15 protein-coding genes are annotated in these 14597 nt (G+C 68.6%); 7 read left to right on the forward strand and 8 right to left on the reverse strand.

Annotated elements, in window-relative coordinates; genetic code table 11:
• Positions 1-127: 127 nt before the first annotated feature.
• The 3 genes from ACLD0W_RS15370 to ACLD0W_RS15380 are packed head-to-tail and all read right to left on the reverse strand — an operon-like array spanning position 128 to position 3022.
• On the reverse strand, positions 128-1114 hold the full coding sequence (locus ACLD0W_RS15370; protein WP_410308364.1) for a YbhN family protein: 987 nt from the start codon (positions 1112-1114) through the stop codon (positions 128-130).
• The gene (locus tag ACLD0W_RS15375; RefSeq protein WP_410308365.1) at positions 1111-1908 is read right to left on the reverse strand and encodes a DUF2334 domain-containing protein; all 798 of its coding nucleotides are present in this window, start codon (positions 1906-1908) and stop codon (positions 1111-1113) included. The genes ACLD0W_RS15370 and ACLD0W_RS15375 overlap by 4 nt, the downstream gene beginning before the upstream one ends.
• Positions 1892-3022 (reverse strand): glycosyltransferase family 4 protein, encoded by a 1131-nt coding sequence (locus ACLD0W_RS15380; protein WP_410308366.1) that lies wholly within the window; start codon positions 3020-3022, stop codon positions 1892-1894. Before ACLD0W_RS15380 ends, ACLD0W_RS15375 begins: the two co-directional genes overlap by 17 nt.
• Positions 3023-3215: 193 nt before the next feature.
• Between ACLD0W_RS15380 and ACLD0W_RS15385 the strand changes: the two genes are divergently transcribed.
• Complete coding sequence (locus ACLD0W_RS15385) at positions 3216-4115, forward strand: DnaJ C-terminal domain-containing protein (protein ID WP_410308367.1); 900 nt, start codon at positions 3216-3218, stop codon at positions 4113-4115.
• A 4-nt stretch (positions 4116-4119) separates the two neighbouring features.
• Positions 4120-4416, forward strand: coding sequence for a chaperone modulator CbpM (locus ACLD0W_RS15390; RefSeq protein ID WP_410308368.1), 297 nt, complete (start codon positions 4120-4122; stop codon positions 4414-4416).
• Between the two features lie 24 nt (positions 4417-4440).
• Here the strand turns inward: ACLD0W_RS15390 and ACLD0W_RS15395 are convergent, their stop codons facing one another.
• On the reverse strand, positions 4441-5196 hold the full coding sequence (locus ACLD0W_RS15395) for a zinc-dependent peptidase (RefSeq protein WP_410308369.1): 756 nt from the start codon (positions 5194-5196) through the stop codon (positions 4441-4443).
• A 445-nt stretch (positions 5197-5641) separates the two neighbouring features.
• On the reverse strand, positions 5642-6814 hold the full coding sequence (locus ACLD0W_RS15400; RefSeq protein ID WP_410308370.1) for a type III PLP-dependent enzyme: 1173 nt from the start codon (positions 6812-6814) through the stop codon (positions 5642-5644).
• 249 nt (positions 6815-7063) lie between these two features.
• Here ACLD0W_RS15400 and ACLD0W_RS15405 point away from each other — a divergent pair, with 249 nt between their 5' ends.
• The 4 genes from ACLD0W_RS15405 (at position 7064) to secD (ending at position 11458) form a co-directional block, all read left to right on the forward strand.
• Positions 7064-8002 (forward strand): DMT family transporter, encoded by a 939-nt coding sequence (locus ACLD0W_RS15405; RefSeq protein ID WP_410308371.1) that lies wholly within the window; start codon positions 7064-7066, stop codon positions 8000-8002.
• Positions 8003-8084: 82 nt separating this feature from the next.
• Positions 8085-8639: a DUF805 domain-containing protein gene (locus tag ACLD0W_RS15410; RefSeq protein ID WP_410308372.1), complete on the forward strand. Its 555-nt coding sequence runs from the start codon at positions 8085-8087 to the stop codon at positions 8637-8639.
• Between the two features lie 8 nt (positions 8640-8647).
• On the forward strand, positions 8648-9064 hold the full coding sequence (locus tag ACLD0W_RS15415; protein WP_410308373.1) for a hypothetical protein: 417 nt from the start codon (positions 8648-8650) through the stop codon (positions 9062-9064).
• A 96-nt stretch (positions 9065-9160) separates the two neighbouring features.
• Positions 9161-11458, forward strand: a complete 2298-nt coding sequence (gene secD, locus ACLD0W_RS15420) for a protein translocase subunit SecD (RefSeq protein WP_410308374.1) — start codon at positions 9161-9163, stop codon at positions 11456-11458.
• Between the two features lie 16 nt (positions 11459-11474).
• On the opposite strand, the gene ACLD0W_RS15425 is transcribed toward secD, so the two are convergent.
• On the reverse strand, positions 11475-11738 hold the full coding sequence (locus ACLD0W_RS15425) for an acyl-CoA-binding protein (RefSeq protein WP_410308375.1): 264 nt from the start codon (positions 11736-11738) through the stop codon (positions 11475-11477).
• A gap of 123 nt (positions 11739-11861) precedes the next feature.
• Between ACLD0W_RS15425 and ACLD0W_RS15430 the strand changes: the two genes are divergently transcribed.
• Complete coding sequence (locus ACLD0W_RS15430; protein ID WP_410308376.1) at positions 11862-13076, forward strand: GAF domain-containing protein; 1215 nt, start codon at positions 11862-11864, stop codon at positions 13074-13076.
• A gap of 26 nt (positions 13077-13102) precedes the next feature.
• On the opposite strand, the gene ACLD0W_RS15435 is transcribed toward ACLD0W_RS15430, so the two are convergent.
• On the reverse strand, positions 13103-13720 hold the full coding sequence (locus ACLD0W_RS15435) for a 1-acyl-sn-glycerol-3-phosphate acyltransferase (RefSeq protein WP_410308377.1): 618 nt from the start codon (positions 13718-13720) through the stop codon (positions 13103-13105).
• Between the two features lie 28 nt (positions 13721-13748).
• The gene (locus ACLD0W_RS15440; protein ID WP_410308378.1) at positions 13749-14546 is read right to left on the reverse strand and encodes a thioesterase family protein; all 798 of its coding nucleotides are present in this window, start codon (positions 14544-14546) and stop codon (positions 13749-13751) included.
• Positions 14547-14597 lie beyond the last annotated feature (51 nt).

A 14597-nucleotide genomic window follows, 5' to 3' on the forward strand; every position in this document is an offset into this window, starting at 1 on the left:
CAGGACGTTCGAAAGGGAGCCCCCAGGGACGGGTTCACGGCGTTCCCGGAAGGGCGTCGCGCCCTGAGCCGCGCCCCGCTGGAGAACGAAACTTCGATCAACCGTTAAACAGTTCGCCGGTGTCGGGTCAGTTCATCAGGGGGCGGGTTTCGCGGGCGCCGAGGTAGAGCATCAGGAGGGCGCCGACGATCAGGTACCAGTAGAAGGTCACGAAGCGCCAGATCACGATCACGGTGGCGGCGGTGACCGTGCCCAGCCAGGGATTCAGCAAGGCGGCGCCGGCCACTTCGGCGCCGCCGGCCCCGCCCGGCAGCAGGGTCAGATGGCCGGCGCCCATGGCCACCATCTGCACGAAGAACCCGTAGGCCCAGTCCAGATGCTCGCCCAGCGCCAGCACCGCGATGTAGATCACCGAATAACGCAGCAACCAATGCAGCAGGCAGAGGCCGAACATCAGCGCCAGCTTGCGGCGCGGTACCGCCAGGGTTTCCTCCAGCCCACGGCGGAAGCGCAGGGTCGCACGCGCCAGCCGGAAACGGCGGCGGCGGCGCATGCCCAGCCAGGCCAGCAGCTCGCCGGAACCGATCAGCAGCCGGCGCTGGTGGCGTACCGTCAGCACCACCGCCGCCAGCCCGCCCAGCAACAAGCCCAACGGCACCGCCAGTTGCCACCAGCCACCCCAATCCAGATAGCGCGCCAGCCCGTACAGGGCCACGGTGGGCAGCAAGGTGGCGAACACCAGCATATCGGTGAGCTGATCCACGGCCAGCACGGCGGTGGCGTGGGACGGCGCCACCCCGTGGCGGGACAGCAGCGCCGCCAGGGTAAACGGCGCGCCGCTGCCACCGGGGGTGGCGTTGAGGCTGAACTCGGTGGCCACGGTGGTCACCAGGGCATCGCCGTGAGTCAGGGTGGGGGCGCGACCGTTGAGCATCAGCCGCAGGCGCCAGGCGTTCAGATTCCAGCACACGCCGATCATCGCCAGCATACCCAGCAGCCAGCTCACCGGCACCCGGCTCAGGTCATGGAACGCCGCCGGGCCGCCCAGCACCAGGGGCACGGTGGCCCCGATCAGCAGGGCGACCAGCAACAGCCAGCGCCAGCGGCGACTCACCGCGCCACTCGCCGTTGTTCCAGCCGGCTCTGCTCCAGCAGCCAGCGCCGCTTGGTCACGCTGCGCCGCTCCTTGCGCACGGCGCGCACGGTGTCGAGCCAGAATTGCCGGCTCTCTTGGTGGCGCAGGTCCACCGGATGCAGCGCCAGACGCAGAATCGGCGCGTTGTGGTAATAGAACAGGCGCCAGCGGTTAAGCAGGATGAACAGCCGACGGCGCCACTGGCTGCGCGAGGACATCACCAGGGTGGGCAGCGGCCAGCGCCGTTCGTCCGGCAGCCGGTAGATGGCGCCGCTGTCGGTGCGGTAGGCGAAGCCGGCCTCGCGGATGGCGTTACGGCCTTCGCTGTTGGTCACCCAGCCCGGCGGCACGAAGCCGTCGGCGCGCCAGCCTTGCCCGTAGAACATGGACAGGCCATCACGAATACGTCGCGCCGCCTCGCCGCGATTGAGCGCCGAGAACTCGCCCTCATGGGTCAGCACCCGGCGGCGCAGCAGCCCCCGGGGCGTTTGCGGTGCCGGACCGTCGTCCTCGTGATAGTAGCCGTGCAGCACCAGCTCATCGCCGGCGTCCTGGCGGGCCCGCAGGGCGCGGCAGAAGGCCGGGTGGCGGTCGGCCACGTCGTAGTGATGGAAGTCCGGCACCGTCAGCAGCGTGCAGCGCAGCTCGCCGCCCGCCTCTTCCGACTCCAGTTCCGCCAGGAACGCCCGGTAAAGCGGCCAGCTGTGCGGCGCCACGTCATGCAGGGAAAGCATGAACGCCGGCGCCCGGGGGTCGTCAGGAATGGGATTCATGGGTTCGCGCCAAAACAGGTTGATCGTACACGCCCAGCACACGACGGTAGTGGCCGAGCAGGCTGTCCACCACGGTGTCCCAACTGTGCCGGGATTCCACGTGAGCGCGGGCAATCCGGCCCAACGCCGCCGGATCGTCGTGCTCGAACAGATCGCGGATCGCCTCCGCGAAGCCGGCGCCGTCGTTGGCCGGCGCATGGCGGCCACAGCGCGCCGGCACCACCTCCGGCAGCGCGCCGGCGTCGGCGCACACCACCGGCAGGCCGCAGGCCATGCCTTCCAGGGCCACCAGCCCGAAGGTCTCCTGGTCGCCGGCGTGCACCAGGGCATCCGCCGCCGCCATCCAGCCGGCCACTTCCGGCGCCGGACAGAATTCGTGAATCACCGATACATTGTCCGGCGCGTCCGGCTGCAGGCCGGTGCCGATCAGCAACAGATGGTAGTCGGGTAAGGCGCGCATCGCCTCCAGCAGCACCGGGATGTTCTTTTCCTGGGTGCCCCGGCCGGCGAACACCAGCAGCGGGCGGTCTTCCTCGATGCCCAGCCGCTGGCGGGCGTCCGGCCTGGCGCGCTCGGGGTGGAACGCCTTCAGGTCCACGCCCAGGGGTTGCACCTGCACGTCCTCCAACCCGCACTCGGCCAGGCGGCGGGCCATCAGTTGACTGGGGCTGAGCACCAGGTCGAAGCCCTGGTAAAGGCGCCGGATATAAGCGCGGGTGCCGGCGTCCAGAAAAGCGCCCACCCGGTGGTGAATCAACGACAACAGATCGGAGTGGTAAAAGCCCACCGCCGGCACGTCCAGCATGCGGGCGGCGCGCTGGGCCGCCCAGGCCGGAGTATAGGGGTCGCCGGCTTCGATCAGATCCGGCTGCAGCCCGGCCATGACATTCGCCCACAGCCCCAGACGCAGCGGAAACCGGTAGCCCGGGGCCAGCGGCAGGGGCATCGCCGGGAGCTGCACGAAATCCTGGTCGAAACGGACCCCCGCGCCGGGCAGCACCACCTTATGGCTCATATCTCCGCGACGCAGCAGCGCCTGACGCTTGGCATCAATATAGGTACGCACCCCGCCGCTCGATTGTGTGTAGAACAAGGTGCTGTCGAGAATCTTCAAGCGGCTCTCCTTCTCCCTGGCCCAACTCGCTGATTTCCGTCGTTGTTTTGAGTCAATAACCCGTGATGGGTGTAAAGATAGCATTGCTTTCCGAAAAGCGGCTCCGGGCAACGGGTAAAGGCTTGTAAAAGGGCAAGGCGCCGCCATAAAAAGGACATTGAAAACCACCGGCGGCACGGGAGTCGTGGCGAGCATGGAGTTCAAGGACTATTACGGTATTCTCGGCGTCGAGCCGGACGCGGACGACAAGGCGATCAAGAGCGCCTACCGCAAACTGGCCCGGCAATATCATCCCGATGTGAGCAGTGACGACGACGCCGAACGCAAGTTCAAGGAGGTGTCGGAGGCCTATCACGCCCTCAAGGACCCGGAAAAGCGCGCTGAGTACGACCGGCTGCGGCAGTACCGGCAAGGCGGCGGCGGCTTCGAGCCACCGCCGGGCTGGCAGGGGTTCCGCTCCGGTGCCGGCGGCGGCGGTGGCGAGACCCGCTTCGAGGACGACGGCGCCTTCTCGGACTTCTTCGAATCCATTTTCGGCGGTGGTTTCGGCCGTCGGGCCGGGCCGCGCGCCGGCCGTGACCTGGAAGTGGAAATGCCGCTGTTCCTGGAAGACACGGTGGCGGACACCCGCAAGCAGATCCGGGTCGGCGAGCGTACCCTCAACGTCACCATTCCCGCCGGCACCGGCGACAATGAACGCATCCGCCTCAAGGGCCAGGGCGGCCCCGGCGCCGACGGCGGCGAGTCCGGCGACCTGTACCTGCGGGTACGGCTGGTGCCCCACCCGCTGTTCGATGTGGATGGCCACGATCTGATCGTCACCGTGCCGGTGGCGCCCTGGGAAGCGGCGCTGGGCGGCAAGGTGTCGGTGCCGACGCTGAGCGGACGCATCAGCGTCACCGTGCCCGCCGACAGCCAGAACGGCCGCCGCCTGCGCCTGCGCGGCAAGGGGCTGAACGGCAAGAAAGGGGCCGGCGATCTGTACGCCGTGCTCAAGGTGGTGATGCCCGACCGCAACGATGAACGCAGCCAGGCCCTGTGGCGGCAGCTTGCCGAGCACAGCGGTTTCGACCCGCGCGCCGACTGGGAGTGATGGCATGAACAACAGCGTCCGCCGACTGACCCTCACCGAACTGTCCCGCCGGGTGGCCCTGCCGGTGGCCACGGTCACCGAAATCGTGGAACTGGGCATCATCGAACCCCAGGCCCGGGACCCGCACTGGCTGTTCGACGAAACCGTCACCGTGATCGTGACCCGGGCGGCCCGTCTGCACCGGGACCTGGCCCTGGACTGGAGCGGCGTGGCCCTGGCCCTGGAACTGATCGAGGACAATCAGCGGCTGCGCCGGGAAAACGCCGCCCTGCGGCGGCGTCTGGCCCGTTTATTGGAGTAATTGGCTAAAGTAAGAAAACCGCGATCAGCCGGTGGGCCGCTGGCGGTAGAACAGCGCCAGCTGCTCGTACACCTCCGGCAGCACGCCGCGCAGATAATCCGGCGATTCGAAGAACCCCTCGGTGGCCACGGCGAAGAACTCGCCCGGATCTTCCAGGGCATAGGGATCGAGAAACGCCTCGCCACGCTGCTCCGCCCCCTGCAGGGCCTGCCAGGCATTGGTGAACACTTCGTGCCAGCGTTCCCGGTCCATGCCGTGGTGCAGCGGCGGCGCGCCGTTGGGGCCGTCGTCGAGCATGTCCAGCTTGTGGGCCAGTTCGTGCAGCACCACGTTGTAACCGTCTTCCGAGCTGGCCTGCAGAATATCGCCCCAGGACAGAATCACCGGCCCCTGCAGCCAGGCTTCGCCGGCCAGCGCCCGGCCTTCCTCGTGGACCACGCCGAATTCGTCCATGCCGCCGTCCGGCGTCACGAAGGTGTCTTCGTAGACGATCATCGTGTACCAGCCGTCGTACCAATCCAGCCCCAGCTCCAGCACCGGCACCACCGCCATGGTGGCGATCAGCAGCCGCTGGGCGTCGTTCAGCTCGAAGCCGCCGCCGCTGGCCAGTTCCTTACGCAGCAAAAAGCGCAGCGTCGCGTCGTACAAACGCTGCCGGTCGGGCCCCTGGTAACGGGCCGCCACCGGCCACGGCGCCACCGCCTGCTCCCACTGTTCACGGCTCACCGGCAGCCGCGACAGCTTGCGGTCTTCCAGCCATTTCCTGGCCTGTTTGAACATCCTTTTTCCCCAACAACAACCCGAAAAAAATCAGGTCTGGAAGCTTGCCCTTTTTGTCCGTGGGCCGTAAAGCGATTTGCCCGGGGGCGTCCCGTCATATGAGCAGGACGGCACGGATGCGGCCCACCGGGACCGCCGTGGGAAGGGCCGTGCCGACGGCACGGCCCGGGTGACGGTCTAGGGCCTGTTCACACTACTTGCATTACGCCTGTTGTGGCTAAAAACCCACCCATCTAGGCACGAGGAGAGAAGTTTGGTGGCGCCAAATGAACGACGAGTAACGCGGAGGGGTGGGTTTTTAGGCACAACCCGAAGGGCTGGCGCCCTTTTGGCCTCCAGCGTCGTTGTCGGTCGCTTATTTGGAATGACCAAACGGCGCTCCTTCCGCCTAGCTGGAGACCAAAATGACATCCAGCAGGCGTGATGCAAGTAGTGTGAACAGGCCCTAGATGTAGTAACTCTTCAGCGGCGGAAAGCCGTTGAATTCCACCGCGCTGTAGCTGGTGGTGTAGGCACCGGTGGAGAACCAGTACAGGCGGTCGCCGATGGCCAGATTCAGCGGCAGGCCGTATTTGTAGTTCTCGTACATGATGTCGGCGCTGTCGCAGGTGGGCCCGGCGATCACCACCTCTTCCATCTCCCCTTTCTTCTCGGTGTAGATCGGGTATTTGATCGCCTCGTCCAGGGTCTCGATAAGGCCGGAAAACTTGCCCACGTCGGTGAACACCCAGCGCTGCAGGGCGGTGCGCGACTTGCGCGAAATCAGCACCACCTCGCTGACCAGCACGCCGGCGTTGGCGATCAGGGAGCGGCCCGGTTCAAGAATGATCTCCGGCAGCTGCTCGCCGAAGTCTTCCTTGAGAAAGCGGATGATCTCGGAGGCGTAGGTCTCCAGATCGTTGGTCTTGGCGATGTAGTTGGCCGGAAAACCGCCGCCCAGATTGATCATCTTCAGCTCGATGCCGACCTCCTCGCGGAGCCGCTCGAACATGATCTTGACCTTGCCGATGGCGGCGTCCCAGGCCCCGATGTCCCGTTGCTGGGATCCCACATGGAAGGACACGCCGTAGGGTTCCAGGCCCAGATCACGGGCCAGGATCATCAGGTCCAGGGCCATGTCGGTCTGGCAGCCGAACTTGCGCGACAGCGGCCAGTCGGCGGTGTGGGTGCCTTCGGTCAGGATGCGCACGTACACCCGGGAGCCCGGCGCCGCCTTGGCGATATTGCGCAGGTCCGCCTCGGAATCGGTGGCGAACATGCGCACGCCGCGCTCGTAGAAGGCGCGGATGTCGCGGGCCTTCTTGATGGTGTTGCCGAAGATGCAGCGTTCGGCGGCCACGCCCAGGTTCATCACCTTGTCCAGCTCATAGATGGAGGCGATGTCGAAATTGGCGCCCCGGTCACGCAGCAGCGTGATCAGTTCCTCGGCGGGGTTGGCTTTCACCGCGTAGTGGATACGCGCGAACGGGAACTGCCCGACCAGCTGATCGTAATGCCGGCCGACGGTTTCCGTGTCGATCACCACGAAGGGCGTCTCCTTGGTGTCCGCCAGGTCCTTGATGCGACGGAACACCGCCGGTTCGTAAAAATCCTCGACGCGAATGGCCTCGGTGGTCATGGGGGTCCTCTTAGCTTTCAACGAATGCCTCTCAACGAAGTACCGGAGGGGCACACAAACCGGGCCAGGAATCGGCCACCGCCGGTTCCCAGGGTAACGGGCGCCCAACTTAGCAAGGTCCGGCCCGCTTGGGGAGATACCCGCGGGGGTTTTTTCACGCCGGGGCGTTCCGCTCTGCTAGAATGCGCGCCCTTCCCCTCCCCGCCCGGAGAACCTCATGCCCCTGGCCCCGCGCCGGAATCCCCGTCGATGAGCGCCGCCACCGGTCGCGCCGACCTGGTGCTGGTGGCGGTCACCTTGTTGGCCGGCATCAGCTGGATTTTTTCCAAGGAAGCGGTGTTGCTGATGCCGCCCCTGCTGTTCATGGCCCTGCGCTTCCTGCTCGCCGGCCTGGTGCTGGCGCTGGTGGCCTGGCCCCGTCTGCTGCGCCTGGACCGGGACCAGCTGCTGCGCAGTGTGCGCGTGGGGCTGGTGTTCGGCCTGGCCATGAGCTTCTGGATTCTGGGCCTGAATTTCGGCACCCATGTGGGCGAAGGGGCCTTTTTGACCAGCCTGGGGGTGGTGCTGGTGCCGGTGATGGCGCGGCTGGTGTTCAAGGAACAGCCGCCGGCCAGCACCTGGGTGGCGCTGCCGGTGGCCGCGTCCGGGCTGGCTCTGCTGGCCCTGGAGGGCGGCTTCCGCGCCGAACCCGGGCAAGGGTTCTATGTGGCGGCGGCGGCCATGTTCGCCCTGTTCTTCACCCTTAATACCCGTGCCGCCAACGACGCGGTGCGCACCGCCGCCTCCGGTGCGGTCACCACCCGCCGGCGGGTGCCGGCGCTGGCGCTGACCACGGTGGTGATGCTCACGGTCAGCCTGGTCACCGGCCTGGGCAGCCTGCTGCTGGAACCCTGGCGGGCCACCCTGGCCGGCTTCAGCGGCGCCATGGCCGGCTGGGTGATCGCCAGCGCCACCCTGGGCACCGCCTTCCGCTTTTTCCTGCAGACCTACGCCCAGAGCCTGTCGGTGCACAGCCACGGCGTGGTGATCCTGGTGCTGGAGCCGATGTGGACCGCCCTGTTCGCGGCGCTGTGGTTCGGCGAGACCATGACCGTCGTGCAGGTGGCCGGCTGCCTGATGATCTTTCTGTCGCTGCTGGTCAACCGCTGGGCCGGCGTGCGCCGCGCCCTGAAAGCCTGGCTGACGTGACCGCGGCGGATGGCCAGGGCGCCGGCGCCCGGTTATGCTCGGCCCGAAATGCCGGCCCCAGGCCCCCGAACCAGGAACGACGATGACCGAACCCTACCGCTCCCCCGCCGCTCCCGACGGCGATGCCCCGACCCACGCCGCCACCGAGCCGTTCGCGTTCCGGGGGCGGCTCGGCCGGCTGCGCTATTTCGCCTACCTGGGCCTGGTGATGCTGGTGCTCTACCTGCTGCTGACCTTCGCCTCGGTGCTCACCGCCGGCGCCACCCGCTCGGAGCCGTCCGCGGTGGTCGGCGTGGTGGCACTGCTGTTGATGGCGGTGGCCACCTTCGCCGCCTGCGTCTATGGCATTCGCCGCCTGAATGACCTGAACCGCAGCGGCTGGCTGATCCTGCTCGGCTTCGTGCCGCTGGTGAATCTGCTGCTGGCGCTGATTTTGCTGTTCGTGCCGGGCACGCCCGGCGATAATCGCTACGGCCCCCGTCCGCCGGCCAACGGCACCGGCGTGATCCTCGGCGCGGTGGCGGCGGCGCTGGTAACGCTGGCCATGATCGGCATTCTCGCCGCCGTGGCCCTGCCCGCCTACCAGGATTATGTGGAACGCGCCGAGGCCTACCAGATGCCATTGGATAACCGCTGAGCGCCACCATGCACCCGTCGCCACGCCCGACCCACCTGAATCGTTCCCGATCCGCCGCCCCATCGGCGGCGCGGGTCTGGCTGGCGCTGTGGTTGCCGCTGGCGCTGGCCCTGGCGTCGATGCTGGCATCGCTGCCGGCGCCGGCATCGGGGGCGATGCCGGGCATCGACGACGGCGTCCCGGCGCATCTGCTGGCCGACCCCGGCCCGTCCCATCAGGCGCTGCCCGCCGATCCCGGTCCGGGCGCCCCCCGTCGCCATCATCCGGACGATGATCGGGACCCGCCACCGGCCTCCCCGCTGCCGGTGGTGGCCGCCGGTCCGCTGCCGCCGGCGGTCTCGCCGGTGCCCATCGTTGCCCGTTCCGTCGCCCTTCCCGGCCCCCGCTGCCGCACCCCCGGGGCACCCCGCGCCCCGCCTCTCTGATCCGTTTCCGCGACCCGCGCCGCCCATCCGGCGGCGCTCCCAGAGCGGAGCGGCTGTCGCCGCTCCGGCCCCGATTCGTGGACCAGAGAGATCACCATGAACCCTCGCTTCACCCTGCGGGCCCTGACCTACGGCCTGATCATTCTGCTTGGCCTGGCGGCGGCGCTGCCGAGCCTGCTGCCGCCGGCCTGGCGCGCCGGCCTGCCCGACGCCTACCGGGCCCATACCCTGACCCTGGGGCTCGATCTCCAGGGCGGCTCCCACCTGCTGATGCGGGTCGACACCGACGCCCTGACCCGGGGCAAACACGGCCGCGAGGCGGCGGAGATTCGCGACGACGCGGTGGCCCGCAGCCTGGAGGTGGTACGCCGCCGGCTCGACGAAACCGGCGTGGTGGAACCGCTGATCACCCGCCAGGGCCAGGATGGCATCGTGGTGCAGCTGCCCGGCGTCACCGACCCGGGCCACATCAAGGCGTTGCTGGGGCGCACCGCCCGGCTCACCTTCCACCTGATGGCGGCCCCGGGCGAGACCGCCCGGCGGCTGCCCGGCGCCGACGACGGCCGGACCTACCCGCTGAACCCCCTGACGCTGCTGGACGGCGGTAACCTGGAGGACGCCCGGCTGGGCTTCGACCCGCGCACCCACCAGCCGGTGGTGAATTTCCGGCTCGATGATGCCGGCGCGAAGAAGTTCGCCGACATCACCACCCACCACGTGGGCGATCGCTTCGCCGTGGTGCTCGACGGCGAGGTGATCACCGCCCCGGTGATCCGTTCACCGATCACCGCCGGGCGCGGCCAGATCAGCGGCGGCTTCGATGCCCGCGAGGCCGGCGATCTGGCCCTGCTGCTGCGCGCCGGCGCCCTGCCGGCGCCGTTGCAGGTGGTCGAGCAGCGCACCGTGGGCCCCGATCTGGGCGGCGATCAGATCCGCATGGGCATCACCACCGGGCTGCTGGGCGCCGCCCTGGTGCTGGGCTTCATGGTGGCGGTGTACCGCCGCTGGGGGCTGATCGCCAATACCGCCCTGGTGATCAACCTGGGGCTGGTGGTGGGGCTGCTGGCGTCCCTGGGCGCCACCCTGACGCTGCCCGGCATCGCCGGCCTGATTCTCAGCGTCGGCATGGCGGTGGACGCCAATATTCTGATCAATGAACGCATCCGCGAGGAAGCGCGCCGGGGCCGCAGCGGTCAGAGCGCCCTGCGCGCCGGCTTCCAGCGCGCCTACGCCACCATCCTGGACTCCAACATCACCACCCTGATCGCCGTGGGTCTGCTGTTCCAGTTCGGCACCGGCCCGGTGCGCGGCTTCGCGGTGACCATGGCGGTGGGCCTGCTGGTGTCGCTGTTCACCTCGATCTCGGTGACGCGGCTGCTGATGGAGTGGCGTCTGCGCAAGCAGGCCCGCGGCACCCTGGAACTGCCGGGGCCGGACTGGCTGGGCGCGGAGCGGCGGCGGCAACCGATCCGTTTCATGCGGGTGGGCGCCACCGGCATCGTGCTGTCGGTGGTGCTGTCGGTGTTGTCGCTGGGATCGCTGGCGTGGCCGGGCCTGAACACCGGCATCGATTTCCAGGGCGGCGTGGCCCTGGAGGTGCACGCGCCGCCGCACACCGCCATCGCGCCGCTGCGCCAGGCCCTCGCCGACGCCGGCCTGGACGCCGCGCTGCAGCGCTTCGGCGCGGACGGCCAGTACCGGGTGCGCCTGCCCGCCGGCGCCGACAACGACGCGCGCATCGCCACTGCCCGCACCGCCCTGACCGGCGTGGTCCCGGACGCCACCTTTCCCCGGGTGGACGTGGTCGGGCCCAGCGTCAGCGGTGGCTTCGTGGAGGCCAGCTTGCTGGCGCTGCTGCTGGCCGGTCTGGGCATGTTCGTCTATTTGCGGCTGCGCTTCGCCCCGCACTTCGCCTGGGCGGCGCTGGTCACCCTGATGCTGGATGTGAGCAAGACGCTGGGGTTCTTCGTGCTGACCGGCGTGGAGTTCAACCTCACCGCGGTGGCGGCGCTGCTGACGCTGATCGGTTATTCGGTGAACGACAAGGTGGTGGTGTTCGATCGCATGCGTGAAAACCAGGCCTTGGAACCCGACCGGCCGCTGAGGGAGATCATCGATCTGAGCCTGACCCAGACCCTGAGGCGCACCCTGTTCACCTCCCTGACCACCTTCCTGGCGATTCTGCCCATGGGGCTGGCCGGCGGTCCGGCGGTGGCCAGCTTCGCCCTGCCGGTGTTGTTCGGGATCGTGGTGGGCACCAGTTCGTCGATCTGGATCGCCGCGCCCATGGCGCTGTGGCTGGCCCGCCGCCGCCCCGCCGAGCAGGAGGAGGAAGCGCCGCCGGCGGACCCGGACGACGAAAGAGCGCTGTTCGCCCGGGGCGACCGCGGGTAGCCGCCGCCGGGGACGGTTATTTGTGCGTCTTGAGCAGGGACTCGACCTTGTCGATGTACTTGCTCATGGCGTCGTCCTTGCTCATGCCCTTGAGTTTGGCCCAGGCGTCGTACTTGGCGCGCCCGACCATATCCAGCATACCAGGCCGCTTGCCGCTCACATCGCCCTCGCTGCCCTGTTTGTAATGGGAATAGAGGAACAGCAAATCGTCATTGCCCGGCTTTTTGTTGAGGGTTTTAACGTCCTTCTGGGCCTGTTCAAAACGGGCGGTATCGGCCATTATTCTCACCTGTCGATTAGCGAATTAGGGGTAGGACCGGGCCCTCGGGGTGGCCCGGCCGGCGCTCTACTGTCGACCATAACGATAACGCAAAGCAAGACAACAACATCAAGGGGGATCGCCATGGCCAGGGCCGCTACCAGGACCGTCGTGGACGCGCGCCAGGAGCGCGACCTGAAAAAAGCGCTGGGGACGCTGTGGGTGCGCTTTCCCGGCTCCCTGGAAGACGACTACATCCACCATGCCCTGCGGCGGGCGCGCAAACTGATCGGGCGCTCCCTGTATGTGCTGATCGGTCTGTTCCTGGTGGTCACCCTGCCGGTGCTGGCCTGGGTGGACGCGCCGGGCATGGCCGGTTGGCGGCTGTTCGGCTTCTGGCCCATCGCCGGGGCCCTGGCGCTGCTGTTCGTGGCGGTGAAGGTGGACGCCCTGAACCGCTTCATGAGCACCCTGATCGGGCTCGCCCTGATGATCTCCCTGGCCGGCACCCTGCTCGGGGCGATCCGGTTGGCGGACACTTTTCTGGGCCAGGTGGCGGCCTTCGAGACCGTCTATGTGCTGATCATCGGCTTCTCGATCCTGCGGCTGCCGCCCACCCGCACCCTGTTCTGGTGCCTGGGCTCGCTGGTGCTGGCCCTGACCCTGGCGCTGGTGCTGGGCTGGGCCGTGAACCCGGCCTCGCTGCTGCTGTTCTACGGCTTTCCGCTGGTGGTGTGCGCGCTCAACGGCTACATGCTGGACGCCAGCGCCCGCCACAGCTACGCCAACAATCTGCTGCTGGCCCGGGAATCCGAGCGGCTGCGCCAATGGCGCGACAACGCCGACCGGGAGGCGCGCCGGCAACGGCTGCTTTACGACTTCATGGCGCACATCGCCGGCAACCCCCGGGTCACGGTGCTGCTGGATCAGGCCCTCGGGTTCATGATCGAGCACACCCCGGCGGTGGCCGGCGCCGCCTGGCGGGTGGCCGACGACGGCCTCCATCGGGAGGCCGCCCGCGGCCTGTCCGGGCGGGACGACGGGGGCGGCCACCGGGAACGCGACGGCCTGCTGGCCGGCGCCCTGGACGCGGAGGGCGACGTGACCCTGTGCCACGACGTGCCGGCGGGCTACCTGGACCTGGAAACCGGCCACAGCCGGATGCGCCCGGGCCAGATTCTGTTTCTCACCGTGCGCCAGGGCGACGAGGCCCTGGGCGTGCTGGAACTGGCGGCGCTGTCGCCGTTCGATGAGGACGCCCGGGCGTTGCTGGAAAGCCTGGCGCCGTCGCTGGCCTACGCCCTGGTGGCCGCCATGGGCCGGGAGGATTACATCCGCCGCCACCGGCAGGCCGGTTGAGCCCTCAGCGGGCGTAAGAAAAGCCCTCAGCGGCGGCGTTTGAGCGGCGCCGAAAGACGCTCCGGATGACGAGGCGTCACATCGTCCAGGGCCGCGTAGATGGCCTCCAGATCCCGCTCCGTATCCCCCTGGGGCCAGAACGTCTCCAGAATGCGCGCCTCGCGCCGCCGGTAGCAGAACGTCACCACGATGATCGGCAGCCCCAGGTCCACCGCGATGCGGTGGAAGCCGGTTTTCCATTCCCCGGCGCCGCTGCGCGTGCCCTCCGGCGTAATGCCCAGCCAGAACGGGTCGCCGGCGGCCAGCAGCCGCTGGGTTTCCGCCACCACGCCGCCGGGCCGGCGGCGATCCACCGGGATGCCCCCGGCGGCACGCAACAGCCAGCCGGCGGGGCCGCGAAACAGGCTGTGCTTGGCCATGAAGCGGATGTCCAGGCGCAAGCCGAGGATCGCGGCGATGCCCACCAGGCCGTCGTAATTGGAGGTGTGCGGCGCCGCGATCATCACCGCCCGGGGCAGATCCGGCAGACGCCCCACCACCCGCCAGCCGATGCGGCGCAGGATAAAACGACCCAGCCAGGCCACCCCGGCGCCGCCCCGGCGCGGCACCCGGGGACCAATGTCCGCCGGCGTCAGCGGCGGCAAGGTCCGGTTCCCTTGCGGCGCGCTCATCTCAGGCGAACACCACCACGGTCTGGCGGCTGAACGCCACCGGGGTGCCCTGCTCGTCCCAGATCCGCGAGCGGGTATGGCCGTAACCGTCGGCGAAGGCATCGGTGACCACGTCGTACTGCCAGTCGCGGGTGGGCGGCAGCGTGGCCGGATCGACCAGAAAGTCCATGGTCCAGGTCAGGGAACTCATCGGCGCCGGCTTCTTCAGCATGGTGATCACCGAGGCCGGCCAGGTGTCCACCAGACAGGCCAGGCTGGCGGTGTCCTGGGGCTGGCCGTCCTCGGCGAAGCGCATGTAGCCCTGGAAGTCCGGCCGCGAGGAGCCGGTATAGGGGTAGTTGTCGTCGGCATAGAGCAGGTCGAAATGGCGCAGGAAGTCCGGCGTCAGCCCCTCCACGAACGGCACCGGGGCGCAGTCCGCCGCCGGGCGGATGGCCGGCGCCGGGCGGCCGGCCACCGCCAGCGAGGACGGGCGCGGCTGGCCCAGGCTGCCCAGCATCACCGCCACCACCTGGCCGTCCTGATGGGCGCTGACCTGCACCTGGGTCACCGACTTGCCGGCGCGCAGGGTGCGCGCCGACAGCTCAACAGGACCCGGCGCCATGGGGGCCACGAACGACAGGGCGAAGCTGCGCAGCGGCGCCCGCTGGTCGCCCTGCTCGGCGGCCAGGTGGGCGTCCATGTGAGCGATCAGGATGGCGCCCACGATGCCCCCAAAGGTGGCGCGGCCCTGGCCCCAGCCCTCGGGCACGGTCATCGAGGTGCCGGCGGCCGCCTCGACAATGGAACTGTATTTCATAAATCGCTCCCGACAAAAGCGGCTATTGATAGCAGAGCGGCCCGGGCTTGG

The organism is Alloalcanivorax sp. C16-1, assembly GCF_046507805.1.
Lineage (GTDB): Bacteria > Pseudomonadota > Gammaproteobacteria > Pseudomonadales > Alcanivoracaceae > Alloalcanivorax.

Bases quoted from the DNA above. Each gene is read 5' to 3' on its own strand.
- ACLD0W_RS15375 (WP_410308365.1), bottom strand. From the start codon at position 1,908: ATGAATCCCATTCCTGACGACCCCCGGGCGCCGGCGTTCATGCTTTCC.
- ACLD0W_RS15385 (WP_410308367.1), top strand. From the start codon at position 3,216: ATGGAGTTCAAGGACTATTACGGTATTCTCGGCGTCGAGCCGGACGCG.
- ACLD0W_RS15390 (WP_410308368.1), top strand. From the start codon at position 4,120: ATGAACAACAGCGTCCGCCGACTGACCCTCACCGAACTGTCCCGCCGG.
- ACLD0W_RS15395 (WP_410308369.1), bottom strand. From the start codon at position 5,196: ATGTTCAAACAGGCCAGGAAATGGCTGGAAGACCGCAAGCTGTCGCGG.
- ACLD0W_RS15400 (WP_410308370.1), bottom strand. From the start codon at position 6,814: ATGACCACCGAGGCCATTCGCGTCGAGGATTTTTACGAACCGGCGGTG.
- ACLD0W_RS15405 (WP_410308371.1), top strand. From the start codon at position 7,064: ATGAGCGCCGCCACCGGTCGCGCCGACCTGGTGCTGGTGGCGGTCACC.
- ACLD0W_RS15410 (WP_410308372.1), top strand. From the start codon at position 8,085: ATGACCGAACCCTACCGCTCCCCCGCCGCTCCCGACGGCGATGCCCCG.
- ACLD0W_RS15415 (WP_410308373.1), top strand. From the start codon at position 8,648: ATGCACCCGTCGCCACGCCCGACCCACCTGAATCGTTCCCGATCCGCC.
- secD (WP_410308374.1), top strand. From the start codon at position 9,161: ATGAACCCTCGCTTCACCCTGCGGGCCCTGACCTACGGCCTGATCATT.
- ACLD0W_RS15425 (WP_410308375.1), bottom strand. From the start codon at position 11,738: ATGGCCGATACCGCCCGTTTTGAACAGGCCCAGAAGGACGTTAAAACC.
- ACLD0W_RS15430 (WP_410308376.1), top strand. From the start codon at position 11,862: ATGGCCAGGGCCGCTACCAGGACCGTCGTGGACGCGCGCCAGGAGCGC.
- ACLD0W_RS15440 (WP_410308378.1), bottom strand. From the start codon at position 14,546: ATGAAATACAGTTCCATTGTCGAGGCGGCCGCCGGCACCTCGATGACC.